This is a genomic window from Streptomyces sp. NPDC003016 (assembly GCF_053591455.1).
In genome coordinates this window covers 35,314-59,533 of the sequence record NZ_JBSFTV010000004.1, presented here as the reverse complement: position 1 = coordinate 59,533, position 24,220 = coordinate 35,314, and the positions used below count along the sequence as shown (strand labels likewise).

Below are 24,220 nucleotides of genomic sequence, written 5' to 3'. Positions count from 1 at the left end.
GCCGCCGGTGAGCGTCGGTAATCGATCGTTCCGCAGATCGCCATTGTTCCGGGCCGGGAGCTGGAGGACCTTGGGGTGGTCACCGACAACCCGTCAGCGCATCTCCCCAAGGAGCCGTCATGGCCTGGATCTACCTGCTCGTCGCCTCGGTCTTCGAGGTCGTCTTCGCCCTCGGCACCAACGCCACCGACGGCTTCACCAAGCTCTGGCCGTCGCTGCTGACCGCCGCCGCGGCGGCCGGCGGGATCTTCTTCCTCAGCCTGGCGCTCAGGTCGCTGGACGTCGGCGTCGGTTACACCGTCTGGACGGGCATCGGCTCGGTCGGCACGGTCGCCTTCGGCACGGTGATCTTCGACGAGGACCTCGGTGTCGGCAAGGTCCTCGCGTTCGTCCTCATCATCGGCGGTGTTCTCGGCCTCAAGCTCGCCGACCGGCTCGTCGCCACCGCGTCGCCGCAAAAGGCCACGTCACTCGCCGCCTAGAGCCCCCTCTCCCCCTCTCCTGAAGGAGTACGTCATGCCCTGGATCTACCTCGCGATCGCCATCGTCTTCGAGATCGCCTTCGCCCTCGGCACCAACGCCACCAAGGGCTTCACCAAGCTGTGGCCGTCCGTCTTCACCCTGCTCGCCGCCGCCGGCGGCATCTACACGCTCAGCCTGGCCCTGAAATCCATGGACGTCGGTGTCGGTTACACCCTCTGGACCGGCATCGGCTCCGTCGGCACCGTCGTCCTCGCGGCCCTCATCTACAAGGAGAAGATCACCGCTCCCAAGCTCGCCTCATTCGCCGCCATCATCGGCGGCGCCGTACTCCTCAAGGTCTCCTCCGGCGTCTGACCCTTCCGCCTCCGGGCCCCGCACACCGGTGACGTCCCGGGCGGCCCGGGCGAAGGCGCGGATCCGGCTGGACTCCCCGGCGCCGCGCCACACCAGACCCCAGGACAGGAGCGGCGCGTCGTCGATCGGCAGGTAGGCGATGTCGGGCCGGGCGTAGAAGCGGGTCACCTGGGCGCCGACGGGGAAGATCCCCTCGCCCGCGGCGACCAGCGCGAGGATCTCCTGGAAGGTGCTGACCGTCGGCCCGCGCCGGATCACCTTGCCGCTGGGGGTACGGCTGGGAGTACGGGCCTCGATCCAGTAGTCCGCCAGCGTGGAGGTGACGCTGAGGACCGCGTCGCGCGCGAGGTCCTCCATCGAGACGGAGCGGCGCCCGGCGAACGGGTGCCGTGACGACACGGCCAGCATCTGCGGTTCGCGGACCAGGACCGGGCCGGTCACCAGGTCGTCCTCCCGGACCGGGAAGGAAGCGACCATCATGTCGGTCTCACCGTCCCTGAGCATGCTGAACGCGTCACCGAACTGGATCTCGCGGATGCGCACCTCGCAGTCGGAGTGGCGGGCCCGGAAGAAGTCGATGACCTGGAGGAGCACCTCACCGGCACCGGCGCCCACGAACCCCACGGTCAGCACCCCCTGGATGCCGCGGCCGGCGGCGATCGCCCTGGCGATCTCCTCCTGGATGCGCCGGTGGGCGGGTTCCACCCCGTCACGCAGCCGGCGGCCGACCGGGGTCAGGCTCACCCGGCGGCTGGTCCGCTCGAACAGCGGTACCCCGATGCGGCGTTCCAGTGTCTGGACGATCTGGCTGACCCTGCCCTGGGACAGCCCCAGCCGTTCGGCGGTGCGCCGGAAGTGGAGCTCCTCGGCCAGGGTCAGGAACGTCTCGATCTCATGCCGTTCCAATCCGTCCCCCACCGATGAGTTTCCCCGAACGACCGTTTCGCAGATCGCCATTGTTCCCGATGTGCGGCCGTCCGATCGTGGAGGGCCACCCTCCGGGACGAGACCACCCTCCGAGAAGAGACGGCATGCACAGGCAACGCATCAACCTGAACGTCGCCGCCCCGCACGGCTACCGGGCCCTGGCCGCCGCCGAGGACGCGCTGCGCGGGGAAGGGCTGCTCGACAGCCGCCTGCGAGAACTCCTGAAGATCCGTACGTCCCAGCTCAACGGCAGCGCGTACTCCCTGGACCGGCACACCGAGGAGGCGCTGCGGCTGGGCGAGAGCCCGCAGCGACTGAACCAGCTGGCCGGCTGGCGCGAGTCGGCCCTGATCACCCCCACCGAACGGGCCGCCCTCGCACTGACGGAAGCGATCACCCGGCTCGCCCCCGAGGGGGTGCCGGAGGAGGTCTACGGCGAGGCCGAGCACGTCCTCGGACCGCGGAACCTCGCCCACGTCATCATGACCGTCGCGCTCGCCAACGCCCTCGACCGCGTCTCCGTCACCGCCCGGATCCAGCCGCCGGACGCCCGTCACCCACCCGGACGCCCCGGTGGGTGACGCCGGCGCCGGCGCGGCGGCGGGCAGCTGACGGCCTGTCGGCAGCCACGCCCCGGCCTCGGTGGGATTCCTCGTTGCCGCCCTCAGATGCAGGGGCACCGGCCCGGTGAAGTAGGTTCAGCTGACTTGGGATTGTCAGAGTGAAATCGGGGTGGGTGCGCAAGTGCTGGTGGCGGACAGATACCGGCTGGACACACCCATCGGGCGGGGCGGGATGGGCGAGGTCTGGCGGGCCACGGACGAGGTGCTGGGCCGGCCGGTCGCCGTCAAGCTGCTGCTTGGCAACGGGGCCGACGCGTCGGCCGCGGCCCGGTTCCGCCTGGAGGCCCAGACCGCCGCCCGGCTGAGTCATCCGCACCTGGTGGCGGTGTTCGACTTCGGGGCGTGGGAGGACCAGTTCTACCTCGTCATGGAGCTCGTCGAGGGGACGAGCCTGGCGCAGACACTGGTCACCGAGGGCGCGCTGCGGGCCGACCGGGTCGCCTCGATCGCAGCCCAGGCGGCAGCCGGGCTGGCCGTGGCCCACCGCCAGGGAGTCGTGCACCGGGACATCAAGCCCGGCAACCTGATGACGAGCTTCGACGGTACGGTCAAGATCGCCGACTTCGGCATCGCCCAGTTCGTCGACGACCCCGCCACCGCGCTCACCACCGCCGGCCAGATCGTGGGCACCAGCCTCTACCTGGCGCCGGAGCGCGCGCTGGGCCGGCCCGCGGGCCCGGCCTCCGACATGTACTCCCTCGGCTGCGTCCTCTACCAACTGCTGGCGGGCCGTCCGCCGTTCCAGGCCGATACCGCTACCGGCACGCTGTACCAGCACGTCGACGCCGCCCCCGTACCGCCGCGCGAGCTCGGGATCGACGTACCCGGCCCCTTCGAGACGTACTTGCTGGGGCTGCTCGCCAAGCAGCCCGAGGACCGGCCCACGGCCGAACAGGTGGCCGACTGGTTCCGCCAGGACACCTGGCGGGGACACTCCCGGCCGCTCACCGCCCCGCAGCCACAGCCGCAGCCATCACGGCATCGGCAGCGGCAGCCGGCGCCGCTGCCGGCGGACCAGCCCGCGCCCGGGGCCACCAACACGTACGCCCTGCCGGCGACCGGCACGGCGCGGCCGGCGTCCCGGCGCCGCGCGGCGCCCGCCCAGCGCCCCAGTACGCGGGTGTTCGTACGGCGCAGACCCCGGGTCGCGAGTGCGATCGCCGGTGTCATCGCCTTCCTCGTGGCGGTACTCGTCGGGATGGCCTGGATGGCGCCCGACACCGGCTCCGCCGAAACCCCGGAGCCCGGCCCCGACATCACCGCGGAGTCCTCACAGGAGTGAGGCGGGGTGAGGCGGGGTGAGGAAGCACACGGTGGTGACCGTGTCCGGCACCCCCGCGGCACCGGTGGTCGGAAGTAAATGAAAAATTCCAGGAATGAGTGCGTGAGTCCCGGGCAGGAGCGCACCTTGAAGGGTTTGCAGACTTGATTGGGAGGGCGAGGACATGACGACGATGCCTGTGGGAGCTACCGACGTGATGACGACGGACACGCCGGCGCCGCAGCCGCAGGCGGAGTTGATCGGTGACCTGCCCTGGATCGAGGACGCGGGCAAGGTCGCGCCGAAGGACGCCCGGGCCCTGTCGCAGCTGTTCTTCGACCAGTTGCAGGTGCTCGAAGAGGGCACGCACGAGTACCAGTACGCCCGCAACACCCTCATCGAGATGAACCTGTCCCTGGTCCGGTTCGCCGCCGGCCGCTTCCGCAACCGCGGCGGCGGCGACATGGAGGACATCGTCCAGGTCGGCACCATCGGCCTCATCAAGGCCATCGACCGGTTCGACCTCTCCCGCGAAGTGGGGTTCGCCACTTTCGCCGTGCCGTACATCGTCGGTGAGATCAAGCGGTTCTTCCGTGACACCAGCTGGGCCGTCCACGTCCCCCGGCGGCTCCAGGAGCTGCGTGTCGACCTGGCCAAGGCCAAGGAGGAACTCTCCCTGCGCCTGGACCGCGATCCGACGGTGAAGGAGCTCGCCGAGCACCTCTCCCTCTCCGAGGACGAGATCATCGAGGGCCTCGTCGCCTCCAACGGCTACACCGCGGGCTCCCTCGACGCCCCCGGTGACGGCGGTGAGGGGTCCGACGCGAACGGGCGGACGTTCGCCGACCGGCTGGGCGAGGCGGACCCGGCGATGGAGAGCGTGGAGGACCTGCACACGCTGGCGCCGCTCCTGGAGGAGCTCGACGACCGCGACCGCCGCATCATCGAAATGCGGTTCGGCCAGGAGATGACCCAGTCGCAGATCGGCGAGGAGCTCGGCGTCTCCCAGATGCAGGTCTCCCGGCTCCTGTCGCGCGTCCTGAAGCGGCTGCGCACCAAGATGCTGGTCGAGGACTGAGCGGAGACCCCGGTGGACCTCCCCCGGCCGTCGGTGCCGGAGTACGGGCCGGTACCGGAGCCCCCGCCCGTACTGACAGCACCGCCTCCGAAGTGGCACAGTGGAACGATGCCACCCAGCCCTCCGTCGCGCCTCCAAGACCTGGCGCACACCGCTTCCGACGTGACGGACCTGCTCGCGGTCCTCTGGGGGAGGGCGCAGATGAAGGCGCCCTCCGGGCCGATCTCGCCGTCGCAGCTCCGTGCGCTGCTGGCGATCGAGCGCCTGGAGGGCGGCAACCTGCGGACGCTGGGCGAGGCGCTGGGGTCCAGTCCTCCCGCCACGAGCCGGCTGTGCGACCGTCTGGAGGCGGCCGGCCTGGTGGAGCGGCGCCTCAGTCCGTCCAGCCGCCGCGAAGTGCAGCTGTACCTGAGCAGGCCGGGGCGGGCGCTGCTCGGTGAGGTACGTGAGTGCCAGGTGCGGGAGCTCGGTCCCGTACTCGAAACGATGCCGTCCGAAGCCCTGGCGCAGCTGGCCACCGGTCTCGCCGCGTTCAGGGACGCCGCCGCCTCGGTGATCGACGGCGGCGCCGCGGACGACGCCCGTATGCGTGTGGTGCGCCCCGCCTGAGACGGGACGGAGGCCCGGGTGCCAGAGCCCACCCCCCACAACAATTATCATCAGAAGGCAATAGACCGTTCCCACCTCTTCGCGGACGCACCGGACAGCCCTGCGGACCAGGTCGACCGTGGCGAGAGGAGAGACCCGGACATGGGGACGCTCTCCGACCCCGCCCAGACCGCCCTGTGGAACTGGGAACAGCCGACCGTGCTGCTCATCGAGGACGACCCGGGCGACGCGCTGCTCGTCGAGGAGCTGGTGGCCGACGGCGGTGTCTCCATAGAACTGCGCTGGGCCAGGTCCCTGGCGGCCGCTCTCGACCAGCTGTCCTCGGACAGGCCGCACTGCATCCTGCTCGACCTCCACCTGCCGGACGCCCAGGGCCTGGAGGCCCTGGAGAAGGTCCTGGGGCACGCGGACGGCTCCGCGGTGGTGGTCCTGACCGGGCTCGCCGAGGAGCAGGCCGGTCTGGCGGCGGTCGCGGCGGGTGCCCAGGACTACCTCATCAAGGGACGGCTGGAAGCGGACCTGTTCGTACGCGCCATCCGTTACGCGATCCAGCGCAAGCAGACCGAGCAGGCGGCCTCGGCCCTCCAGGCCGGCCAGCTGCGCGCCCAGGAGAACGCCCGGCTCGAACGCGGCCTGCTGCCCACCCCCCTGCTGCTCGACAAGAGCGTCGAGGTCTGCGCCCGCTACCAGCCGGGCCGCGCCCAGGCGCTGCTCGGCGGGGACTTCTACGACGTCGTGCAGACCCCCGACGGCACGACGCACGCGGTGGTGGGCGACGTGTCGGGCCACGGCCCCGACGAAGCCGCCCTGGGTGTGTGCCTGCGCGTGGCCTGGCGGTCGTTCGTGCTGGCCGGGTCCCGCGGCGAGGAGCTGCTGGGCCTGCTGGAGCGGATGCTCGTCGCGGAACGCTCCGGACCGGAGATCTTCGCCACCCTCACCTGCCTGAGCCACACCGCGGGGGAGAGTCACGTGAACGTGTTGCGGGCCGGTCACCCCGGCCTGCTGATGCGCTCGCCGGACGGCGGCGTACACCTGGAGGAGGTACCGGGAGGCCCGGTGCTCGGGCTGCTGCCCGGCATGGCCAGGTGGCCGGTCACCCCGCTCCCGGTGGCGGTCGGCTCGGCCCTGGTGCTGTTCACCGACGGACTGATCGAGGGGCGCACCGGGCAGGGCACGGAGCGCCTGGGCGAGCAGGGGCTCCTCGACGTCGCCCGCCGCCACGCGCACCGGCCCGCCGACGCCTTCGTCGACTCCCTCATCCACACCGCGCAGACACTCGCGGCGGACAGCGGCGGACTGGCCGACGACGTCGCCGTACTCCACCTGGAATGGAAGAGCACCACGTGACACCCGTACAGCGCCGGCGCCAGGACCCGTCCGCCGGCCCCGAGCCGACCCGGCGCCTGACCGTGCGGGGCTGGTTCCTGCTCGCCCTGGCCGTCATGGGCGCCATGACCGTCGTCGCGGCCGGGGTGGGAGCGGCCGTGCTGTCGCGCACCACCGAAGCCGCGGACCACCTGGTCGACGACATCGCCCCGGCCCGCGCCGATGCCTTCCAGTTGCAGGCCGCCCTGCTGGACCAGGAGACCGGCGTCCGCGGCTACCTCCTGACCGGTGACAAGGCGCTGCTGGAGCCCTACCGGCGCGGACTCACCGCCGAGACCCGTGCGCGCGAACGGCTGGCGGAGCTGACCCGCCGCTCGCCCCGTCAGGCCGCCGACCTCCGCGCGGTCGACCGGGCGGCGCGCACCTGGCGCGAGGACTTCGCCGCCCCGGCCATCGCCGGCGAGCGGGAGACCGGCGACGACGCCGCCGCCTCCGTGGCCGAGGGCAAGCGGCCCTTCGACGTCGTACGCGAACGGCTCGACGCCCAGCAGACCCGGCTGGAGCAGGACCAGACCCGGGCGCGCGCGGCCCTCGAAGCGGCGCGTACCGAGCGGGACCGCGCGCTCTACGCCGTCATCGTCGCGTTCCTGCTGACCGGCGTGGCGCTGGCGGTCCTCCTGCACTTCACCGTCGCCCGTCCGCTCGCGGCGGTGCGCACGGCCGCCCGGCGCGTCGCGGACGGGGACTTCGACCACCACATCCCCGCCCGGGGGCCCGCCGATCTGCAGGCGGTCGCGCGGGCCGTGGAGGCGATGCGCCGGCGCGTGGTGACCGAACTCACCACCTCCAAGTCCAGCGAAGCCGCGCTGACCCGGCAGGCGGCGGACCTCGACGCCCACGCCGTCGAACTGCGGCGGTCCAACGAGGAGCTGGAGCAGTTCGCGTACGTCGCCTCGCACGACCTCCAGGAGCCGCTGCGCAAGGTCGCCTCCTTCTGCCAGCTGCTGGAGAAGCGCTACGGCGACCAGCTCGACGAGCGCGGCACCCAGTACATCGCCTTCGCGGTCGACGGCGCCAAGCGCATGCAGGTCCTCATCAACGACCTGCTCACGTTCTCCCGCGTGGGCCGTCTCAACGACGCCCAGGAGGCCGTGGCACTGGACACGGTCGTCGACCGGGCCGTACGCAACCTGGCCGCCGCCATCGAGGAGACCGACGCGCGCGTCGAGCGGCCGCAGGAGCTGCCGCAGGTGACGGGGGACCCGACCCTGCTCACCATGTTGTGGCAGAACCTGATCGGCAACGCGGTCAAGTTCCGCGCCCCGGAGCGCACGCCGCACGTGGAGATCACCGTCGACCGCGGAGAGGAGCCGGGCTTCTGGCAGTTCGCGGTGGCCGACAACGGCATCGGCATCCCCGCCGAGTTCGCCGACAAGGTCTTCGTCATCTTCCAGCGGCTGCACGCCCGCGACACCTACGCCGGCACCGGAATAGGCTTGTCCCTGTGCAAGAAGATCGTCGAGCACAGCGGCGGGCGCATCTGGATCGACACCACACGCGCCGAAGGCACCCGCCTGGTCTTCACGCTCCCCGACGCCGCGTCGCAGACGGCTTCGGAGCCGTCCGCCGAAGGGCCCCAGGAGGCCCCCGTCACCACCGGGAGAAACCCCGCATGACCACCCCGCAGCCCGAGCCGGTAGAAGTGCTTCTCGTCGAGGACGACGCGGGTGACGAGCTCATGACCCGCGAGGCGTTCGAGGACAACAAGATCGGCAACACCCTCCACGTCGTACGGGACGGCCTGGAGGCCCTCGACTTCCTCTACCGGCGCGGGGAGTACACGGACGCGCCGCGGCCCGACCTCATCCTCCTCGACCTGAACCTGCCGAAGTACGACGGCCGCCAGGTGCTGGAGCAGATCAAGTCCGACCCGGACCTCAGCCACATTCCGGTCGTGGTCCTCACCACCTCCTCGGCCGAGGAGGACATCCTGCGCAGCTACAAGCTCCACGCCAACGCCTATGTGACCAAGCCCGTCGACCTGGACCAGTTCATTCTGGCCATCCGTCAGATCGACGACTTCTTCGTCACCGTGGTGAGGCTGCCCCGCCACTGACCTCCGCCCCGGTCCTGCTACGGCCCGGGTACGGCGCCGATCGCCGCGTCCCGGCTGTCGCGGATGATGAAGGCGGTGTCCAGTCCCAGGACCCGCAGCAGGCGCAGGACCGGCGCCGGGGGCGCGGCGAGGCGCAGGCGGTCCCCGAGCCGGGGACGCGCCCGCAGCAACGCGTTGATCATCGCGGTGTCGGCGAACCGGACGGCCGACAGGTCCAGTACGACCGGCGCCTCTCCCTGGCGCCCGGCGCGGTCCAGCGCCAGGCGCAGGGGTTCGACGGAATTCAGGTCCACTTCGCCGCGCAGAGCGAGAATGTGAGCGCGTTCGGATCGGTGGCTGACAAGGAGCATGCGCTGATCGGTGCTACAAGTGTGCACAACTGGCCCCTCAGATGTGGCAGCGGAAACCGGCTGGTGCCGGCGAGGCTGCCCCGATGGTGCGGCAGAATCACCCTAGGGCGAACAGTTGCCACTTGGCAACACTCCCTACTTGTCAACAGTTCGCACCGACCCCCAGTACCCCACTCCTGACAAAAGAGGCCGACCGACCGTGACGTCTTTCCTGGCCGTGGAGCGTGCCGTACGCACCGCCGCACCGCACGCCCTCCTCGATACGGCACGTGCCGCGCTGGTCGAGCACTATGAAGCCACCTCCGTCGACCTGCTGATGGCCGACTACAGCCTCACGGTCCTCCAGCCCGTCACCGCCCTGCCCCACACCGCGCAGTCCTTCCCCGTCCACGCCAGCCCCGAAGGCCGCGCCTTCGGCAGCCAGGAGCCGTACGGGCAGTACGTCGCCGAGGACGGCGCGGTGGACCTGCACCTTCCGGTGACCGTGCGCGGGGACCGCCTCGGCATCCTGACCGTGAGGCTTTCCAGACACAGATGCACGCCCGAGACCATCGAAGAACTCACCGAGATCGCCGAACTCCTCGGCCACGAGATCATCGTCGCCGAGCGCGACACCGACCTGTACCTCCAGGCCCGCCGCGTCAGCCGCCTCACCCTGGCCGCCGAGATGCAGTGGCAGCTGCTGCCCGGCCGCGCCTGCTCCCGCCAGGAGTACGCCATCGGAGCCCAGCTGGAGCCGGCGTACGCCATCCACGGCGACAACTTCGACTGGGCCACCACCGCCGAGACCCTCACCCTCACCGTCACCAACGGAATGGGTGAGGGAATCGAGGCGTCCCTCCTCACCAACCTCGCCGTCAACGCGCTGCGCAACGCCCGCCGCGCCGGGATCGGCATCGCCGACCAGGCCGCGCTCGCCGACCAGGCCATCTACGGCCAGCACCGCGGAGCGGCGTACGTCTCGTCCCTCCTCCTCTCCTTCGAACTGGCCACCGGCCGGGCGCAGGTGGTCGACGCCGGGTCCCCCCAGCTGTGGCGCCAGCGCGACAAGACCGTCGAGCGCATGACCTTCGAGGCGCAGCTCCCGCTCGGCATGTTCGACGAGACGGCGTACGTCGCCCAGGAGTTCCGCGCGCTCCCCGGCGACCGGCTGATCTTCGTCAGCGACGGCGTGTACGCCGCCGCGACCCGCGCCGGAGAGGCGTACGGCGAACGGGCCCTGGCACGGGCCGTCCAGGCGGCCGGCCTCCTGCCCGCCGCGGCCGTCCCCCGCGCGGTCCTGCGCGAACTGGCGTCGACCCGCGACGCCGACGTGGACATCGCCGACGACGCCCTCGTCGTGTGCCTGGACTGGTTCGGCCGGAACGAGGGCTGAAGTTAACGCGGTGTGAAACAGGGCAGAAGCCCCAAGGTCACCGGAGATTGATTTCCTGCCACCGAGGGTGAACTACATGAACCACCCGCACGCCATCAGTGACCACAAGAGCCACCGGGTCCGCTTCGCCCACCGGACGGTCCGTCCCGCCACGGCGGGCGAAGCGCGCGATGCCACGCGCGCGTTCCTGTCCGGCCTCGCCCAGGTGCCCGGCCCGGAGACCACCGACAACGTAATACTGGTGGTCTCCGAGCTGGTCACGAACGCGCTGCGGCACGCGGGCGGCATCACCAAGCTGCGCCTGGCAGCGGGCCGGACCACGGTGAAGGTGACCGTGCAGGACCCGAGCCCGGCACGCCCACGCCCCCGCCACCCCGACATCACGGGGTACGAGGGCGGCTACGGCCTCACCCTGGTCAACTTCCTGTCCCGCTTCGTCACGGTCGCCCCGACCTCCGAGGGCGGCAAGAAGATCTGCGCGGCCATCAGCATCTAGAGCACCCAGCGGGCCGAAGCCGCCACCGCCGCGACGAAGGCGGAGAAGGCGGCGGGGGTGACGGTGAAGGCGGGGCCCTCGGGGTCCTTGGAGTCCTTGGAGTCCCGGACCGCGATGGGGGCGGAGAGGCCGGCGACCTCGACGCACTCGCCGCCGCTGGTTCCGCTGTACGTCGACTTGCGCCACTGGGCGCCCGTCAGGCTCCGACCGGCCTCCCCAGCGATCCTCCACCACGCGGGCGGGCAAGACAGCCGAGTCCTCAGGAGAGAGCCGCAGTCTGCGGGCGAGCACATCCGGCCGAACGTTCCCTGATCACTTGGGAGTCCACCCCCATGCGCCCGGAGTCACAGCTCTCCGAGAGATGTACGCCGTCCGCGCCTCCGTCTCCGCGTACGGTCGGCGCCGTAGGAGTCGAGCGCGGAGGCATGGGGATCGAGGCCACGGATGGTGGCCGTACGGGTTCTCCCCGACTCAAGATCAAGATCACACAACGTAATGTTTTCTTCCAGCCGTGGCCGAGCGTAGCCAGGAGGCCACATCCTGGTGACGTGAATCACGTAACTGGTGAACAGAGCAGGGAAGTTGAGACCCCGGGCTACGGGGCGAGCTTCACCGTGGGTGAGCATTCGGCCCGGCATCTGCGGCGCATCCTGCGGTCGTATCTCGCGAGCTGGGCGCTCGCCGAGGTCTCCGACGCGGCGGAGCTGGCGCTCACGGAGCTGGTGGCGAACGTCGTGCGCCATGTGCCCGGAAGACACTGCTCGGTGCTGATCCTCCGCGCGGAGGACGGCGTGCGCGTGGAGGTGGCGGACACGTGCCCGCGGCTTCCGGAGGCGGGCAGCGCGGGGCCGCTGGACGACGGCGGGCGGGGACTGGCGCTCGTGGAGGCTGTCAGCGACCGGTGGGGGGTGTTTCCGGAACCGGGCAGGGGCGGCAAGACAGTGTGGTTCGAGTGCGTGCGTCGCTAAAACCTGATGCGGGCGGCGATCGGCAGGTGGTCGCTTCCCGTGGCGGGCAGCGACCACACCTCGGTGACGGTTGCCTTCCGGGCCATGATCTGGTCGATCCGCGCCACGGGGAACCGGGCCGGCCAGCTGAAGGCGAAGCCCCGGACCCCCGTGTCCACCCGCCGGACGACCGGGTCCAGCCCCCGGTCGTCCACCGTGCTGTTGAGGTCGCCCAGCAGGATCACCCGGTCCAGGGGTTCGGCGGCGACGGCGGCGCCCAGCAGAGCGGCGCTCTCGTCCCGCCGCCCGGAGCCGAACCCGGTCGGTCCGAGGCGTACGGACGGCAGGTGGGCGACGTACACGGCCACCGGCCCGCCCTCCGGCATCCGCACCTCGCTCCGCAGACCGCGGTTCCAGTCCGCCCCGATGCCGTCCGGCCTGATGTCCACAGGCCGCGTGCCCGCCAGCGGGTACTTCGACCAGATCCCGACCGTCCCCACCACCCCGTGGTGGGGATACTCCGGCGCCAGCGTCGCCGCGTAGGCGGGCAGCGCGCCGGGGGTCAGCTCCTCGAGGGCGATGAGGCCGGGGCGCGTCTTCATCAGGGCCCGCGCGGTGCCCGCCGGGTCGGCGTTCTCGTCGCTGACGTTGTGCTGGACCGCGACGACGTCGTACGCCGCCGGACCGTCCGCCGGCAGCAGCAGCCCGCCGAAGCAGCCGAGCCAGGCCACGACGGGCAGCAGCAGCGCCAGGAGGGCGGGGCGGGAGCGGCGCAGCAGCGCCAGGGCCAGCAGTACGGGGACCGCCAGACCGAGCCAGGGCAGGAACGTCTCCAGGAGGCTGCCGAAGCGGCCGCCCCCGTCGGGCACAGCGGCATGGAGCACCAGCAGACCGGCGACCACCGCGGCGAGCGGGACCGGCACACGCCCCCGCCCGCTCCACCGGCTTCTGTCGCGCTCCTGGCTCATCGCCCCGACCGTAGGGCCGCGCCGCTCACCACGGCAACTGCCGGAGAGTGACGGACGAAATGCCGGGAAGGCGGATGGAACGACGTACCCCAGCATCCAGACCCAGGAGGCGGACGGAATGACCCGGAGCGCTACCGAGACGACCGATGTGGTGGAACTGATCATCCAGGACCACCGGCGGATGGAGGACCTCTTCCACGCGATGCGGAGCGTGGAGGCGGACCGGGCCGCCGCGCTCCGCGAGTTCGCGGACCTGCTGATCGCGCACGGCGAGGCCGAGGAGGCCGAGGTCTATCCGGCGTTGCGGCGCTACAAGAAGGTCGACGACGAGGAGGTCGAGCACGGCGAGGAGGAACACACCGAGGGCAACAAGGCCCTGGCGGCGCTGCTGGAGGTGTCGGAGGTGGGTTCGGACGAGTGGGACGAGAAGCTGGAGGAGCTCTCGGAGGCCATCACCCACCACACGGACGAGGAAGAGCGCACCCTCCTCAACCACGCCAGGGAACTCGTGAAGGACGAGCGACGGGCGGAGCTCGGCGCGGCGTTCGTCCGCGAGCGCGACCGGCTGCTCCAGCAGAACTGCGGAAGCCTGGAGAACGTACGCAAGGTCATCGCGAACTCGGAGTGACCCCGGAGGCAGCCCGCCCGCCCCATCCGTCGGCCGATCAGCACCCGCCGGAAGCGGCCGTCCCGCCGGTACCGGCCTGAAGGACCTGGGCGGCCGGAGCGGCACAGCAGCCACCATCGCCCTCTTCCCCCGCCCCAGCGACTGCCGCGTCGGGCGCCTCGAACAGGCCCGAGCCGCCGCACACGCCCGTCTCCGGCAGGGTCGGTCCGACGCGCTCGGCCGCCTCCCGGTCCCACCCCCGCGCCGGGGCGGCCGTCACCACGCCCGCCCCGCCCCGCCCCGTACGTACGCACGCACGCGAAAAGGCCGGTACGCACACCCGATGGCGTACATACCGGCCTTCGCAGCCCTGCGCGGAAGGGCGGGCGCTGCCTCAGCTCCCGAGCGGCAGGCCACCGAGCGTCTTGGTGGCCTCCACGGCACCTTCGGCACCTTCCAGCACCAGCTCCTTGGAATCGCCTTCGTTGAGGTGCTGCACGGCCTTGGTCGCGGTCCGCGGGACGGAGTCGACGACAGCATCGCCCAGCTGGCCGGCGGCCATGGCCGGCGACGCCGCTCCCGCAGCGATCATCGAAATGGCAATGGCCGAAGCGGCCTTCATGTACTTCATTCCAGTAATCCTTTTTTGTGCTGGCGTAAAGCCACGACCTACGAATCCCATAACACTCTGACGCTGCTGTTCCATGCCACTTACACCTGGACTAACGAAGGCCCGGACGGAGAGAAACTGAAGCCCGGGACGCTTCTTGCGATTCACCCGGATGCCGGGATTGAAAAGGTCCGGACACGGCAATGGAGCAGGCTCCGGAGAACCCGCTCCATCGGACACACCGGCGACCGGCGGCTCAGACCCGCGCGGCCCTGCGACGGCGGACCATCAGCACTCCGCCGCCGAGCAGCGCGGCACTGATCGCGGCGGCAGTTCCGATCTCGCCGCTGCCCGTGTGGGCCAGCGCCGGGGCTCCGACGACCGAGGTCTCCTTCACAGGGGTCTCGTCGGCCGGGGCCTCGCCCGCCGGGACCTCGTGCACAACCGGCTGGACCTTGGGAGGTCCGTCGACGGACGGCTTCTCGCCGGACGGCTTGCCGACGGGCGGCTTGCCCCCGGGAGCCTCCGCACCGGGCTCCGCGTCGACCGGCGGCTTCGCAGTCGGCGGCTTCGCGGTCGGCGGCTTCGCCCCGGGGGTCTCCTCGCCGGGGTCCACGCCGACCGGCGGCTTCCCGCCCGGCGCCTCGTCGCAGGGCGGCTCCTCGCCCGACCACCCATGGCCGGGACCCCCGTCACCGGGGTGGCCGCCCTCAGAGCGCCCGTCACCCGAGTGCTCGTGGTCCGGGTGCTCCCTGTCCGGGTGCTCCCTGTCCGGGAACCCGTGGTCCGGGAACTCGTTGTCCGGGTGATCGATGCCGGGGTGCGCCTTGCCCTGGTGCCCCTTGCCGGGCGCGCCCTCGCCGTGGTCCCGGTAGGACGGCGGCATACCCTCCTCGCCGTTGGCACAGTCGTTGCCGACCGCCGGGTTGAAGGCACCGACGGCGTCGACGGTGTTGCCGCAGATGTTCACCGGAGTGTGTGCGGGGCCCTGGGCCGTGCTGCCGGACCCGACGCCCGACGAATTACCGGCTCCGCCGTGTGCCTGGACATCCGCGTGAGCGTAGCCGCCGGTCATGGCGAGGACCCCGGAGGCGGCCGCCGCAGCGAGTACGCCTCTGCTCAATACCTGTCGCACTTTGCCATTCCCTGTCTTTGATGCGTGCGGGTGAGCCGATTGCTCACGCGCGATGAGGGAAGTTCGATCGGCCGGACATTTCGTCCGGACTGAGAACCACTGGCTGACGCACTCGTTATCGACCGGTCAAGTCGCGGCGCACAGCCGTCGACATCCGTAACGATCGGAACGCGCCGAGGAAACTCGGCAAAAGGCTCTGTTTCCCTGACGTCACCCGAAGGCCCCGTCTTCTTCGGAAACCCGCTCCCGATGCGGAATTGAAGTCAGATAACCGGCCGAATCCAGCGGGCGGTCGGTGAAGAAGCGCAGTGCCAGGTCCGCGACCTCTTCGGCCTTTTCGAGTACGACCCAGTGATCGGCGTCCCGGATCATGGTGAAACGACTGCCCCGGATGGTCGCCGCGAAGGCGCGCTGGCGCTCCGGCGAGGTCACCGTGTCGTGCTCCCCGGCGAAAACCAGTGCCGGCACCCCGGACAGGCCGCCCGAGAAGTCCGGCCGTTCGCCGAGAGCGCGGCGCACGGAGTCCAGGACGTGCGGGGAGTGCGCGGCCGCGTGCAGCAAGGACCGCTTGACGTACCGGTGGGCGAGGTCTCTGCGGGCGACGTACCGTTCCGGATCGAGGCACATCAGGAGTTCCGTCACCAGAGTGGCGAAGCCGTCCCCGTCCCCGGCGGCGAGCCGGTCGGTGGCCCGCTGCCAGTGGGCCTGCTGAGCGTCGGTGAAGTGCGCCGGGACCCCGCCGAGGACAAGCCGGGCGATGCGGTCCGGGCTGCGCCGGGCACAGCGGAAGGCGAGGCCGGCGCCGTAGGAGAAGCCGAAGAGATTGACACGCGGCACGGCGAGCTCGTCGATGATCCGGGTGATGGCCGCGCACAGGAGGTCCGCGCTCGGGCCGGGCGGCAGGGGCGCCGCACCTCCCATACCCGGCAGGTCCGCGGTCACGACGGTCGCGACCGGTCCCAGCCGTGCCTCGATCTGGGGCCAGCCGAGCATTCCCTGCAGCGCGCCGCCGAGAACCACGACCGGTTCGGTGACCGGGCCGGTGACCGAACCGGTCCGCTCCAACAGGCGGTAGGAGTAGCGCAGCCCGTCCACCGACAGAGAGCGGACGGTTTCCTCAGGCACGCTTCTTCTCCTTTTCAACAGGCGGATCGCGGTCGCGTCCCACCCCCGGCCGGCTAGCCGCGGGTGAGGACGAGCGCGGCGTTGTGCCCGCCGAAACCGAGCGATGTCTTGACCGCGCAGTCGAACGCCGCCGGGCGGGCGGCCTTGGCGACCACCTCGACCGGGATCCGCGGGTCGAGCGACTCCAGGTTGGCGGTCGGGGGGACGAGTTGGTTCTCCAGGGCGAGCACGGTCAGGGCGGTCTCGATTCCGCCGGCCGCGCCCAGGGTGTGGCCGGTCATGGCCTTGGACGAGGTGACGAGGGGACCCGGACCCAGCAGCCGGTGCAGCATGGTCGCCTCGATGAGGTCGTTGAACACGGTCGAGGTGCCGTGCGCGTTGACGTGGCCGATGTCGGACGGCGTGACGCCCGCGTCCGTCAGCGCGGTACGCAGGGCGCTCTCGATGCCCTTGCCCTCGGGGTCGGGGGCGACAAGCGCGTACGCGTCGCTGGACGCGCCGTACCCGGCGATGCCCGCCCGGGCCCGGGCGCCGCGGGCCCGGGCGTGCTCGGGGCGCTCCATGACGAGCAGGCCGGAGCCCTCGCCGACGACGAAGCCGTCGCGGTCCGCGTCGAACGGCCGGCAGGCCGAGGCGGGGTCGTCGCGGCGGGTGGACACCGCCCGCAACTGGCAGGCGCTGGCGATCAGCAGCCGTGAGCAGACCGACTCGGCGCCGCCCGCCACGGCGATGTCGCAGACACCGGCGCGCAGCAACTGGTGCGCGGTGCCGATCGCCACGGTGCCCGACGAGCAGGCGGTGGAGACCGCCATGCTCGGTCCCCGGACGCCGAGGTCGATGCAGACGCTGCTGGCCGCGCTGTTGACCATGGTCAGCGGGGCGATCTTGGGCGAGATCCGGCGCGGGCCCTGCTCGGTCAGTACGGCGTGCTGGTCGTCGTAGAAGGGGAGGCCGCCGTGGGCGGAGCCGATGACGACCGCGACCCGGTCGCTGTCCCAGACCGAGGGATCGAGTCCGGCGTCCGCGACGGCCTCGCGCGCGGCCAGTACGGCGAGCTGGGAGAAACGGTCCATCAGCCGTCGGGCCGCCACGCCGAGGCGCTGCGCGGTGTCCAGGTCGCCGGCGCCGATGGAGTACATGAAGTCGCAGGGCAGGTCGCGGAGTTCCTCCCGGGGAACCACGGACGACGGGGAGACCTCACCGCGCGTGACGTTCCGCCACACCTCGTCGGCTCCCACTCCTGCCGCCGTGACCAGGCCGAGCCCCGTCACCGCCGCCGTGAAGGGCGGAGCAGCCGGCCTGGTCACCCGAGGGTCCTGTTGTGCACGAGGGCCACGAGCTCGCCCACGGTGTTCCTGGAGGTCAGCGAGGCGTCCTCCAGGTCGATTTTCATCCGGCCCTCGATGATGACGCGGAATTCCTCCAGGGCGAGCGAATCCATGCGCAATTCGTAGAGCGGGATCTCCGGGCGGACAGCCGCCGGGTCGACTCCGAATTCCTGCACCATCAACGCGCTGACGACGTCTGTCGCACTGGCCACCGGTCGCTCCTCTGAGTTCGTCCGGCAACCTTTATACGCGCCTGCCCGGAAGGCTCCGCACCTCATTCGCCCGATGTAATGACGACTAGTGCGTGCGTACGTAAATTCGCTGAAACCGGGGGGATTTCAGTGCACGTGCAGTCCGCCGGCCGACTGCGGCCTGTCTCGCGGGACGGGGGCCGGGGGCCGGGGAGATGGTCGCGCTCGTCGGCGCCGCCAGGACCTGGGTGAACGCCGTCAGGACCCACCAGGAGGTCATCGCCCCGCGCAACCTGGTCGCGGCCGAACCGCACCGTTTCCCCGGACTCGGCAGGGCATGGCAGGGCAGAGGCAGCTCGTCGTCCCCGACCTGGAGACCGCGATCATCCAGCTGTACGCGCTGCCGGCCTTCCCGCACATGGTCTTCGGCGCGTACGGCACGGCCATCGACGACGGCCTCACCGAGCGCCTGATCACCGGCGGCGTGGACATGTTCCAGAGCCACTACGGCCCGCAGGACCCGCGGGAAAAGTGACAGGAAAGGCGGAGGGGCCGGGAAGCGTCTTGCCGGCCCCTCCGCTCAGGGCGTCACCGCGTCACCGCGTCACCGCGTCACTTCTGCTTCTCTTCGCCGCCGCTGCCGTACGGGCGGGTGATCGCTTCCAGGAAGTGGCCGACCGGGTCCACGAAGTACATGCCGCGACCACCGTCATTGCGGTTGATCTCGCCCGGCCGCTTGCCGTGCGGATCGGCGTAGTACGTGATCGCGGCGCCCTTGACGCGCTGGAAGATGCCGTCGAACTCCTCCTCCGTGACGAGGAAGGCGTAGTGCTGGGCGGCGATCGTCTCCGCGGGGACGGTCGCGAAGTCCAGCGTGACGCCGTTGCTCAGCTCGATGGCGATGAACGGGCCCCACTCGGCCGAGATCTCCAGGCCCAGGAAGTGGGCGTAGAACTCGGCGGATTCCCGGTTGTTCCGGGAGTGGACGATGGTGTGATTCAGCTGTACCGACACTGTGGAATGCCTCCGTAAGGCAAACTCACGGGCTACCTCCATGCCTCACCCGGCCGGTGACCGACACGCGATGCCGTACGGGCGATCCTAGGACGGACTCCCGTATCTGTCATGTGATGCGGGCAGCGGCCGGGACCTGCGGCGCGGCCACCTCTTTCGAGTGCCGGCGACCGGCTTCCGGTACGGCTGCCCGGACCGGTCCGGTATCCATAGGGTTGGGCGAAGAGTGGGAAGGGGCCCCTGGAAGCGATGGACGAACGGGCATACACGCACCCGGGCCTGATGCCCGTTCAGGGGATGCGGGCGGGTGACCACGCGTTCCTCGGTTACGACGACGACAAAGCCAACTGGGACGCGCTCGTCACCTACACCCGCTCCGGGCTGGCGCGCGGCGAGAAAGTGATCGTCTTCGCGGCGCCGCAGCTCGACCCCGACGACGTACGCATGCGCCTGGACGGGACCAGCCCGCTGCTCGCCGAGGCCCGCGGGCGGGGACAGCTGACGCACAGCAGCATGCGCGCGCTCATCCGGCCCGATCGCCGCTTCACCCCCGAGCGGCAGTGGGAGCGCCTGCGCGAAGAGACCTCGCTCGCCGTCGCGCAGGGGTACCGGGGGCTGCGGGCGTTCATCGACATGCACTGGGTGGCGGATCTCGACGCCGATGTCGCCGCAATGATGCACCGCGAGTCCCACGCCGGGCACCTCTTCGACGGCCGGCCCTACAACGAGATCTGTTCCTACGACCGGCGCGCGTTCGACGGCGACGTACTCGACGCCATGTCCGAGGCGCACCCGCGCTCGCTCCTCTCCGCCCTCGGGGAGTTACGCATCCTGCACGCGGACGACTCGGTCAGGATCGCGGGCGAGGCCGACCACGCCACGCGTGAGCCCTTCGTGACCGCCCTGCGCGACGCCCTCGATCGGACCGCCGGATCCCGGCTGCTGGTGGATCTGATGTCTCTGCACTTCCTCGGCGTACGGTGCGCCCTCGACCTCATCGAACTCGTCGATCACATCCACCACGCCGCCGGGGCCACCGGGACCGCCGGGACCGCCGGACACGGCGGCGTCGAGATCCGCTGCGGCACCGCACAGGCGGTGCTGCTGCGCAGACTCGGCTCGGACAGGGTCCGGCGCCTCACGCTGACGGAGGCGGTCCGGGAATGGTGACCGGAGGGGTGCACCTCAACGGCGGCGGACCGCGGGAGCGGCTGCTGGAGCTCACGTTCGTCCAGGACGACCTGCCCCGGCTGCGCGTACTGGTCGACCAGTACGCCGCCTGGGCGGGACTCGCGGAGCCCCGGAGGGGCGACTTCGTCCTCGCGGCGGACGCCGTGGCGACGAACGCCGTCGAGCACGGCGGCGGGGGCGGCAGGCTGCTGCTGCGCCGCGCCTCCGGCGCGCTCGAATGCACGGTCAGCGACTCGGGGCCCGGTTTCGCTCCCTCCGTCATCCCGGAGCTGGCGCCGGGGCTCGGCGGCAGCCACTGCGGCCGGGGGTTGTGGCTCACGCGCCTGATCACGGACCGGCTGGCCATCACGGGCGGGGCGGGCGAGGCGGGTGGAACGGGTGGGCCGGCCGGGAGCGTGGTGACGTTCGCCATGGTGCTGCCGGGCTGAGGCGACCGGTCCGGCCGGTTACTCGGGTTACGCGGGTTACGCGGGGGCGGTGAGTTCGGCGGCGCCGAAGGAGACGTCGAAGCGGTCGCACCAGATGCTGACGCTGGTGAGGCCCTTCAGGTCGAGGCCGGTGGGCAGCGCGTAGTTCTGGTCACCCTTGTTGCCCTTCAGCTTGCCCAGGCTGACGTACGTGCCGTCGTCGAAGACGTGCCAACCGGCCTTGCCCTCCTTCACCGGCGCGTCGGTGAGCCAGACGTGCAGGTCGGGGCCGTTGCTGGTGTCGAGGTTCTCCAGGCGCAGGGTGTGGGAGCCGTCGGGGAGCCGGATGACCTTCGCCGTACCGGTGGTGCGGTGCTCGTGGCTGATCAGGGAGCCGGAGGCAAGGGTCCGGGGGATGGAAGGGGCGGAGGGGGCAGCCGGGGTGGCCGGGGTGGTCGTCTCGGTGTCCGGGATGGCCGGGGCGGCCGGTGGGGTGGCGGGGGCCGCGACAGGGAGTTCGTCCCGCACCGTGTCGTCCACCCACAGCTTCCACGGCTGGAACCAGTACAGACCCACGCCGGCCACCACGACGGCGGCGAGCAGCGCTCCGACGACCACGGGCTTGCCGAGTATGCGATTCATGCGCCCATTCAACGCCCGAAAGCCCGCTCCGGCTTCGGCTGTTCCGGTGACGAAAGCCTTACGGCGCTAGCCCGGTGGAGGGGATTTCCGTGTCGTACGGCTAAAAACCGGCCCGGTCGTGGGACGAGACGCACATGCCTGCCTTGTGCCCCGGCCCGGTCCCGCGCGCGGTGCGACGCGGTGTGCTGACGGCGCTGCTGGTACTCACCGCGGTTCTCGCCGTGGTGCTGGGCGAGAGGGGCGCCGTACAGGCCCGGTCGCCGGTGATGCCCGCCGCCGAAGCGGCGCTGGGGGCCGGGGCCGAGGGCCAGCCGTCGGACGCCGCCGACAGTGAGGCGCGCGGGGGCGGCGAGGGGTCCCGCGGGGCCCGGCGGGGGCGCGCGAGGGGCCGCACGGCAAGCGCGGGGGTGGTGGTGTCGTACCGGCGTGCGCGGAGCGGGCACCGGCTCCCGCGCCCGGCGGCCCGGCCCCGGGGCTTGGGGCTGCCGGTCGAGGGGCCGTTGGCGCGCGCGGTACGGCGGTGTGTGGTGCTGCGCTGCTGAGGGGGCCCGCGCCTGCGCGCCATGCTCCACGTGCCTGCGCGCCACGCGCCTGCGCGCCACGCGCCTGCGCCTCGCTTCAGCGCTGAACCCCCTCGACCGTAAGGACGTTCACCATGCCCATCGATCCGTACGCCGCCCTGAACGCCATGCTGCGCGCCGAAGTCGCCCGCTCGTCCGATCCGTCCGCCGTGGACCCGTCCCCGGAGCGGCACGAGCCGCAGCAGTGCGACAGGGGCGGCGAAAGCGGCGGCGAAGAGGGCCCGACGGCCGGATGCCGCCCCTGACGGCTCCTCCCCGGCCGTAGAAACCGGTGGTGGGCTCGCCCGCCGCAGTCCGGCACCGTCGACCCGGCCGAGCGCCGGCGGGTCACCCGGGTCGTCGCCACCGACGAGGTACGGAAGAGTTCCGCACTCGACCGCCTGCCGCACGAGTTCGCCCCGTAGCGGAACGCCCGGAACACGTAGCGGAACGCCCGGAACACAAGGCGGCGGCGGTCCCGGGCCCGGGCCGGACCGGAACCGCCGCCGCCTTCCCCGCGCCTTCCCCACAGCGCCTGAGCTGCGCTTACGCCCGACAGGAGCCCCGCCCGAGCCCGGAGTAGGGTAATGCGTAGGCAAAGCAGCCGGCCGCTTTGTGTGCTTTCGGCCGCCGCCCGGAAGTCCGTCCCTGCCGCGGCCGGGCAGCAGACCGGGAGGCAGAGCATGAGTACGCGCCGCACCACGCTGCCGGGCGTCGGCACGCAGTACGACTTCACCACCGACAGCGGCCAGCACATCTCCGTCGTCGCGCACAAGGACGGGCGGCGCTTCCTCGGCTTCTACGACCGCGACGACCCCGACGCGTGCCTGCTCTCCGTACCCCTGACGCCCGACGAGGCCACGGCCCTCTCCCACCTCATCGACGCGGAGCCCGCCGACGCCGTGCGCACGGACGGGATCGACCTCGTCACCGAGCACATCCCCGTGACCGGCAAGTCCCCGTACGCCGGACGGCCGCTCGGCGACACCCGGGCGCGCACCCGCACCGGCGCCTCGGTCGTCGCCGTGCTCCGGCGGACCGCCGTGTCGCCGTCACCCGGACCGGACTTCCGGCTGTCCGTCGGGGACACGCTGGTCGCCGTCGGCACGCGCGAGGGCGTCGACGCGCTCGCCGGGATCATCGCGGGGGGCTGAACCGTGCACAACACCGCCGCGCTGCTGATCGAACTCGGCACGCTCATCCTCGCGCTCGGCCTCATCGGCAGACTGGCGGGACGGGTCGGCCTCTCCCCCATACCGCTCTATCTGCTGGCCGGACTCGCCTTCGGGCACGGCGGGCTGCTGCCGCTCGACGCCAGCGAGGACTTCGTGGCCGTCGGCGCCGACATCGGCGTCATCCTGCTGCTGCTCCTGCTCGGGCTGGAGTACAGCGCGTCCGAGCTGGTCACCAGCCTCAGGACCCAGTACCCGTCGGGCGCCGTGGACTTCGTCCTCAACGCGACACCGGGCGCCGCCGCCGCGCTCCTCCTCGGGTGGGGGCCGGTCGCCGCCGTCGCGCTCGCGGGCGTCACCTGGATCTCGTCGTCGGGCGTCATCGCCAAGGTCCTCACCGACCTGGGCCGCCTCGGCAACCGCGAGACCCCGGCCGTGCTCGGCATCCTGGTGATCGAAGACCTCTCGATGGCGGTCTACCTGCCGCTGCTGACCGCGCTGCTCGCGGGCGTCGGCCTGGCGGGCGGCAGCGTGGCGCTGGTGATCGCGCTCGGTACGGTCGGGATCGTCCTGTACCTCGCGCTGCGCCACGGGCGCCTCATCAGCCGGGCCGTGTCGTCCGACAACCCCGAGATGCTGCTGCTCGTCGTACTCGGGCTGACGGTGCTGGTGGCCGGTGTCGCGCAGCAGCTCCAGGTCTCGGCGGCGGTCGGCGCGTTCCTGGTCGGCATCGCGCTGTCGGGGGACGTGGCGGAGGGCGCGCGCACGCTCCTCGCACCCCTGCGGGACCTCTTCGCCGCTGTCTTCTTCGTCTTCTTCGGCCTGTCGACCGTTCCGGCGGACATCCCGCCGGTGCTGCTGCCCGCGCTGCTGCTGGCCGTCGTGACGGCGTTCACGAAGATCCTCACCGGCTGGTACGCCGCCCGGCGGGCCGGCATCGGCACGCGGGGCCGGCTGCGGGCGGGCGGGGCGCTGGTGGCGCGCGGCGAGTTCTCGATCGTGATCGCGGGCCTGGCGGTGGCGACGGAACCCCGGATCGGGCCGATCGCGGCGGCGTACGTGCTGATCCTGGTCCTCCTGGGCCCCCTGGCGGCGCGCTGGACCGAACCGCTGGTTTCGCGGATGCGGCGGGGACGGGGGCGGGGGAAGGGGGCCGGGCGGACGGCCGGGGCGCGGGAGCCGGGCCCGCCGTCCCTCCACCGCGAGGCGGTCGGCCTGACGGCGCACGTGGCGCCGGAGCCGGAACGCGGCGCCTGAGCGGGACTGCGGGCCGCCGTGGAATACGACGGGAGAGCGCACCGTTGCAGTATTTGTTCAATATTCAA

General features: G+C 71.5%; 31 protein-coding genes and 1 pseudogene. 20 read left to right on the top strand and 12 right to left on the bottom strand.

The annotated features are described in order from the left end of the window. Nucleotides 1–119 precede the first annotated feature (119 nt). Both ACWDZ4_RS04425 and ACWDZ4_RS04420 read left to right on the top strand, forming a co-directional pair. On the top strand, nt 120–482 hold the full coding sequence (locus ACWDZ4_RS04425) for a DMT family transporter (protein WP_451506950.1): 363 nt from the start codon (nt 120–122) through the stop codon (nt 480–482). A gap of 34 nt (nt 483–516) precedes the next feature. Further along, a complete protein-coding gene (locus ACWDZ4_RS04420; protein ID WP_451506949.1) occupies nt 517–837 on the top strand; it encodes a DMT family transporter in 321 nt (106 codons plus the stop codon). On the opposite strand, the gene ACWDZ4_RS04415 is transcribed toward ACWDZ4_RS04420, so the two are convergent. After that, a complete protein-coding gene (locus ACWDZ4_RS04415; protein ID WP_451506948.1) occupies nt 781–1,743 on the bottom strand; it encodes a LysR family transcriptional regulator in 963 nt (320 codons plus the stop codon). The genes ACWDZ4_RS04420 and ACWDZ4_RS04415 overlap by 57 nt on opposite strands. A 125-nt stretch (nt 1,744–1,868) precedes the next feature. Here ACWDZ4_RS04415 and ACWDZ4_RS04410 point away from each other — a divergent pair, with 125 nt between their 5' ends. The 7 genes from ACWDZ4_RS04410 (at nt 1,869) to ACWDZ4_RS04380 (ending at nt 8,777) form a co-directional block, all read left to right on the top strand. Further along, nucleotides 1,869–2,345, top strand: a complete 477-nt coding sequence (locus ACWDZ4_RS04410; protein ID WP_451506947.1) for a carboxymuconolactone decarboxylase family protein — start codon at nt 1,869–1,871, stop codon at nt 2,343–2,345. Between the two features lie 163 nt (nt 2,346–2,508). Then, a complete protein-coding gene (locus ACWDZ4_RS04405) occupies nt 2,509–3,669 on the top strand; it encodes a serine/threonine-protein kinase (protein ID WP_451507094.1) in 1,161 nt (386 codons plus the stop codon). Between the two features lie 163 nt (nt 3,670–3,832). Next, entirely contained in the window at nt 3,833–4,726 is an 894-nt protein-coding gene (locus ACWDZ4_RS04400; protein ID WP_451506946.1) for an RNA polymerase sigma factor SigF, read from the top strand. Nucleotides 4,727–4,834: 108 nt separating this feature from the next. Beyond that, nucleotides 4,835–5,335 (top strand): MarR family winged helix-turn-helix transcriptional regulator, encoded by a 501-nt coding sequence (locus ACWDZ4_RS04395; protein WP_451506945.1) that lies wholly within the window; start codon nt 4,835–4,837, stop codon nt 5,333–5,335. A gap of 141 nt (nt 5,336–5,476) precedes the next feature. Next, a complete protein-coding gene (locus ACWDZ4_RS04390; protein ID WP_451506944.1) occupies nt 5,477–6,682 on the top strand; it encodes a PP2C family protein-serine/threonine phosphatase in 1,206 nt (401 codons plus the stop codon). Between the two features lie 95 nt (nt 6,683–6,777). Further along, nucleotides 6,778–8,337, top strand: coding sequence for a sensor histidine kinase (locus ACWDZ4_RS04385; protein ID WP_451507093.1), 1,560 nt, complete (start codon nt 6,778–6,780; stop codon nt 8,335–8,337). Beyond that, on the top strand, nt 8,334–8,777 hold the full coding sequence (locus tag ACWDZ4_RS04380) for a response regulator (protein ID WP_451506943.1): 444 nt from the start codon (nt 8,334–8,336) through the stop codon (nt 8,775–8,777). The genes ACWDZ4_RS04385 and ACWDZ4_RS04380 overlap by 4 nt, the downstream gene beginning before the upstream one ends. Nucleotides 8,778–8,794: 17 nt before the next feature. Here the strand turns inward: ACWDZ4_RS04380 and ACWDZ4_RS04375 are convergent, their stop codons facing one another. Next, complete coding sequence (locus tag ACWDZ4_RS04375; protein WP_451506942.1) at nt 8,795–9,127, bottom strand: STAS domain-containing protein; 333 nt, start codon at nt 9,125–9,127, stop codon at nt 8,795–8,797. A gap of 199 nt (nt 9,128–9,326) precedes the next feature. Between ACWDZ4_RS04375 and ACWDZ4_RS04370 the strand changes: the two genes are divergently transcribed. Then, a complete protein-coding gene (locus ACWDZ4_RS04370) occupies nt 9,327–10,502 on the top strand; it encodes a PP2C family protein-serine/threonine phosphatase (protein WP_451506941.1) in 1,176 nt (391 codons plus the stop codon). A gap of 76 nt (nt 10,503–10,578) precedes the next feature. After that, a complete protein-coding gene (locus tag ACWDZ4_RS04365; protein ID WP_451506940.1) occupies nt 10,579–10,998 on the top strand; it encodes an ATP-binding protein in 420 nt (139 codons plus the stop codon). Here the strand turns inward: ACWDZ4_RS04365 and ACWDZ4_RS04360 are convergent. Beyond that, nucleotides 10,995–11,291, bottom strand: coding sequence for a DUF397 domain-containing protein (locus ACWDZ4_RS04360; protein WP_451506939.1), 297 nt, complete (start codon nt 11,289–11,291; stop codon nt 10,995–10,997). The two genes, ACWDZ4_RS04365 and ACWDZ4_RS04360, sit on opposite strands and share 4 nt — an antisense overlap. 255 nt (nt 11,292–11,546) lie before the next feature. Here ACWDZ4_RS04360 and ACWDZ4_RS04355 point away from each other — a divergent pair, with 255 nt between their 5' ends. Further along, nucleotides 11,547–11,966 (top strand): ATP-binding protein, encoded by a 420-nt coding sequence (locus ACWDZ4_RS04355; RefSeq protein WP_451506938.1) that lies wholly within the window; start codon nt 11,547–11,549, stop codon nt 11,964–11,966. On the opposite strand, the gene ACWDZ4_RS04350 is transcribed toward ACWDZ4_RS04355, so the two are convergent. Beyond that, nucleotides 11,963–12,913: an endonuclease/exonuclease/phosphatase family protein gene (locus tag ACWDZ4_RS04350; protein WP_451506937.1), complete on the bottom strand. Its 951-nt coding sequence runs from the start codon at nt 12,911–12,913 to the stop codon at nt 11,963–11,965. The genes ACWDZ4_RS04355 and ACWDZ4_RS04350 overlap by 4 nt on opposite strands. Nucleotides 12,914–13,031: 118 nt before the next feature. Here ACWDZ4_RS04350 and ACWDZ4_RS04345 point away from each other — a divergent pair, with 118 nt between their 5' ends. Continuing rightward, nucleotides 13,032–13,541, top strand: coding sequence for a hemerythrin domain-containing protein (locus tag ACWDZ4_RS04345; RefSeq protein WP_451506936.1), 510 nt, complete (start codon nt 13,032–13,034; stop codon nt 13,539–13,541). Between the two features lie 37 nt (nt 13,542–13,578). On the opposite strand, the pseudogene ACWDZ4_RS04340 reads toward ACWDZ4_RS04345, so the two are convergent. The 6 genes and pseudogenes from ACWDZ4_RS04340 to ACWDZ4_RS04315 all read right to left on the bottom strand — a co-directional run. After that, nucleotides 13,579–13,824: pseudogene (locus ACWDZ4_RS04340) on the bottom strand (flavoprotein); the annotation flags it as partial. Nucleotides 13,825–13,914: 90 nt separating this feature from the next. Then, on the bottom strand, nt 13,915–14,151 hold the full coding sequence (locus ACWDZ4_RS04335; protein ID WP_451506935.1) for a hypothetical protein: 237 nt from the start codon (nt 14,149–14,151) through the stop codon (nt 13,915–13,917). Between the two features lie 235 nt (nt 14,152–14,386). Further along, nucleotides 14,387–15,265 (bottom strand): chaplin family protein, encoded by an 879-nt coding sequence (locus tag ACWDZ4_RS04330; RefSeq protein WP_451506934.1) that lies wholly within the window; start codon nt 15,263–15,265, stop codon nt 14,387–14,389. A gap of 210 nt (nt 15,266–15,475) precedes the next feature. Beyond that, a complete protein-coding gene (locus tag ACWDZ4_RS04325) occupies nt 15,476–16,390 on the bottom strand; it encodes an alpha/beta fold hydrolase (RefSeq protein WP_451506933.1) in 915 nt (304 codons plus the stop codon). A 53-nt stretch (nt 16,391–16,443) separates the two neighbouring features. Next, complete coding sequence (locus tag ACWDZ4_RS04320; RefSeq protein ID WP_451506932.1) at nt 16,444–17,697, bottom strand: beta-ketoacyl-[acyl-carrier-protein] synthase family protein; 1,254 nt, start codon at nt 17,695–17,697, stop codon at nt 16,444–16,446. After that, nucleotides 17,694–17,897 (bottom strand): acyl carrier protein, encoded by a 204-nt coding sequence (locus ACWDZ4_RS04315; RefSeq protein ID WP_451507092.1) that lies wholly within the window; start codon nt 17,895–17,897, stop codon nt 17,694–17,696. Before ACWDZ4_RS04315 ends, ACWDZ4_RS04320 begins: the two co-directional genes overlap by 4 nt. Before the next feature lie 349 nt (nt 17,898–18,246). Between ACWDZ4_RS04315 and ACWDZ4_RS04310 the strand changes: the two genes are divergently transcribed. After that, nucleotides 18,247–18,444 carry a hypothetical protein gene (locus ACWDZ4_RS04310; protein WP_451506931.1) on the top strand — a complete coding sequence of 66 codons (198 nt, stop codon included), beginning with the start codon at nt 18,247–18,249 and terminating at the stop codon, nt 18,442–18,444. Between the two features lie 77 nt (nt 18,445–18,521). On the opposite strand, the gene ACWDZ4_RS04305 is transcribed toward ACWDZ4_RS04310, so the two are convergent. Beyond that, the gene (locus ACWDZ4_RS04305) at nt 18,522–18,923 is read right to left on the bottom strand and encodes a VOC family protein (protein WP_451506930.1); all 402 of its coding nucleotides are present in this window, start codon (nt 18,921–18,923) and stop codon (nt 18,522–18,524) included. Between the two features lie 249 nt (nt 18,924–19,172). Between ACWDZ4_RS04305 and ACWDZ4_RS04300 the strand changes: the two genes are divergently transcribed. After that, complete coding sequence (locus tag ACWDZ4_RS04300; RefSeq protein ID WP_451506929.1) at nt 19,173–20,093, top strand: MEDS domain-containing protein; 921 nt, start codon at nt 19,173–19,175, stop codon at nt 20,091–20,093. After that, nucleotides 20,087–20,542 (top strand): ATP-binding protein, encoded by a 456-nt coding sequence (locus tag ACWDZ4_RS04295; RefSeq protein WP_451506928.1) that lies wholly within the window; start codon nt 20,087–20,089, stop codon nt 20,540–20,542. Before ACWDZ4_RS04300 ends, ACWDZ4_RS04295 begins: the two co-directional genes overlap by 7 nt. A 36-nt stretch (nt 20,543–20,578) precedes the next feature. Here ACWDZ4_RS04295 and ACWDZ4_RS04290 read toward each other — a convergent pair whose 3' ends face one another. Beyond that, a complete protein-coding gene (locus ACWDZ4_RS04290) occupies nt 20,579–21,163 on the bottom strand; it encodes a DM13 domain-containing protein (RefSeq protein ID WP_451506927.1) in 585 nt (194 codons plus the stop codon). Nucleotides 21,164–21,297: 134 nt separating this feature from the next. Here ACWDZ4_RS04290 and ACWDZ4_RS04285 point away from each other — a divergent pair, with 134 nt between their 5' ends. The 4 genes from ACWDZ4_RS04285 to ACWDZ4_RS04270 all read left to right on the top strand — a co-directional run bounded on the left by ACWDZ4_RS04285 (nt 21,298) and on the right by ACWDZ4_RS04270 (nt 24,152). After that, on the top strand, nt 21,298–21,705 hold the full coding sequence (locus tag ACWDZ4_RS04285; protein ID WP_451506926.1) for a hypothetical protein: 408 nt from the start codon (nt 21,298–21,300) through the stop codon (nt 21,703–21,705). A gap of 113 nt (nt 21,706–21,818) precedes the next feature. Next, on the top strand, nt 21,819–21,989 hold the full coding sequence (locus ACWDZ4_RS04280) for a hypothetical protein (RefSeq protein WP_451506925.1): 171 nt from the start codon (nt 21,819–21,821) through the stop codon (nt 21,987–21,989). 417 nt (nt 21,990–22,406) lie between these two features. Continuing rightward, nucleotides 22,407–22,877, top strand: coding sequence for a cation:proton antiporter regulatory subunit (locus ACWDZ4_RS04275; protein ID WP_451506924.1), 471 nt, complete (start codon nt 22,407–22,409; stop codon nt 22,875–22,877). Between the two features lie 3 nt (nt 22,878–22,880). Beyond that, on the top strand, nt 22,881–24,152 hold the full coding sequence (locus tag ACWDZ4_RS04270; RefSeq protein WP_451506923.1) for a cation:proton antiporter: 1,272 nt from the start codon (nt 22,881–22,883) through the stop codon (nt 24,150–24,152). Nucleotides 24,153–24,220 lie beyond the last annotated feature (68 nt).

Coding starts and splice junctions, on each gene's coding strand:
- ACWDZ4_RS04275 (WP_451506924.1), top strand. CDS start 22,407: ATGAGTACGCGCCGCACCACGCTGCCGGGCGTCGGCACGCAGTACGAC.
- ACWDZ4_RS04420 (WP_451506949.1), top strand. CDS start 517: ATGCCCTGGATCTACCTCGCGATCGCCATCGTCTTCGAGATCGCCTTC.
- ACWDZ4_RS04360 (WP_451506939.1), bottom strand. CDS start 11,291: ATGTGCTCGCCCGCAGACTGCGGCTCTCTCCTGAGGACTCGGCTGTCT.
- ACWDZ4_RS04380 (WP_451506943.1), top strand. CDS start 8,334: ATGACCACCCCGCAGCCCGAGCCGGTAGAAGTGCTTCTCGTCGAGGAC.
- ACWDZ4_RS04400 (WP_451506946.1), top strand. CDS start 3,833: ATGACGACGATGCCTGTGGGAGCTACCGACGTGATGACGACGGACACG.
- ACWDZ4_RS04365 (WP_451506940.1), top strand. CDS start 10,579: ATGAACCACCCGCACGCCATCAGTGACCACAAGAGCCACCGGGTCCGC.
- ACWDZ4_RS04345 (WP_451506936.1), top strand. CDS start 13,032: ATGACCCGGAGCGCTACCGAGACGACCGATGTGGTGGAACTGATCATC.
- ACWDZ4_RS04390 (WP_451506944.1), top strand. CDS start 5,477: ATGGGGACGCTCTCCGACCCCGCCCAGACCGCCCTGTGGAACTGGGAA.
- ACWDZ4_RS04350 (WP_451506937.1), bottom strand. CDS start 12,913: ATGAGCCAGGAGCGCGACAGAAGCCGGTGGAGCGGGCGGGGGCGTGTG.
- ACWDZ4_RS04375 (WP_451506942.1), bottom strand. CDS start 9,127: ATGCTCCTTGTCAGCCACCGATCCGAACGCGCTCACATTCTCGCTCTG.
- ACWDZ4_RS04290 (WP_451506927.1), bottom strand. CDS start 21,163: ATGAATCGCATACTCGGCAAGCCCGTGGTCGTCGGAGCGCTGCTCGCC.
- ACWDZ4_RS04425 (WP_451506950.1), top strand. CDS start 120: ATGGCCTGGATCTACCTGCTCGTCGCCTCGGTCTTCGAGGTCGTCTTC.
- ACWDZ4_RS04300 (WP_451506929.1), top strand. CDS start 19,173: ATGGACGAACGGGCATACACGCACCCGGGCCTGATGCCCGTTCAGGGG.
- ACWDZ4_RS04315 (WP_451507092.1), bottom strand. CDS start 17,897: ATGGTGCAGGAATTCGGAGTCGACCCGGCGGCTGTCCGCCCGGAGATC.
- ACWDZ4_RS04280 (WP_451506925.1), top strand. CDS start 21,819: ATGCCCATCGATCCGTACGCCGCCCTGAACGCCATGCTGCGCGCCGAA.
- ACWDZ4_RS04285 (WP_451506926.1), top strand. CDS start 21,298: ATGCCTGCCTTGTGCCCCGGCCCGGTCCCGCGCGCGGTGCGACGCGGT.
- ACWDZ4_RS04295 (WP_451506928.1), top strand. CDS start 20,087: ATGGTGACCGGAGGGGTGCACCTCAACGGCGGCGGACCGCGGGAGCGG.
- ACWDZ4_RS04310 (WP_451506931.1), top strand. CDS start 18,247: ATGGCAGGGCAGAGGCAGCTCGTCGTCCCCGACCTGGAGACCGCGATC.
- ACWDZ4_RS04385 (WP_451507093.1), top strand. CDS start 6,778: ATGGGCGCCATGACCGTCGTCGCGGCCGGGGTGGGAGCGGCCGTGCTG.
- ACWDZ4_RS04335 (WP_451506935.1), bottom strand. CDS start 14,151: ATGAAGTACATGAAGGCCGCTTCGGCCATTGCCATTTCGATGATCGCT.
- ACWDZ4_RS04410 (WP_451506947.1), top strand. CDS start 1,869: ATGCACAGGCAACGCATCAACCTGAACGTCGCCGCCCCGCACGGCTAC.
- ACWDZ4_RS04395 (WP_451506945.1), top strand. CDS start 4,835: ATGCCACCCAGCCCTCCGTCGCGCCTCCAAGACCTGGCGCACACCGCT.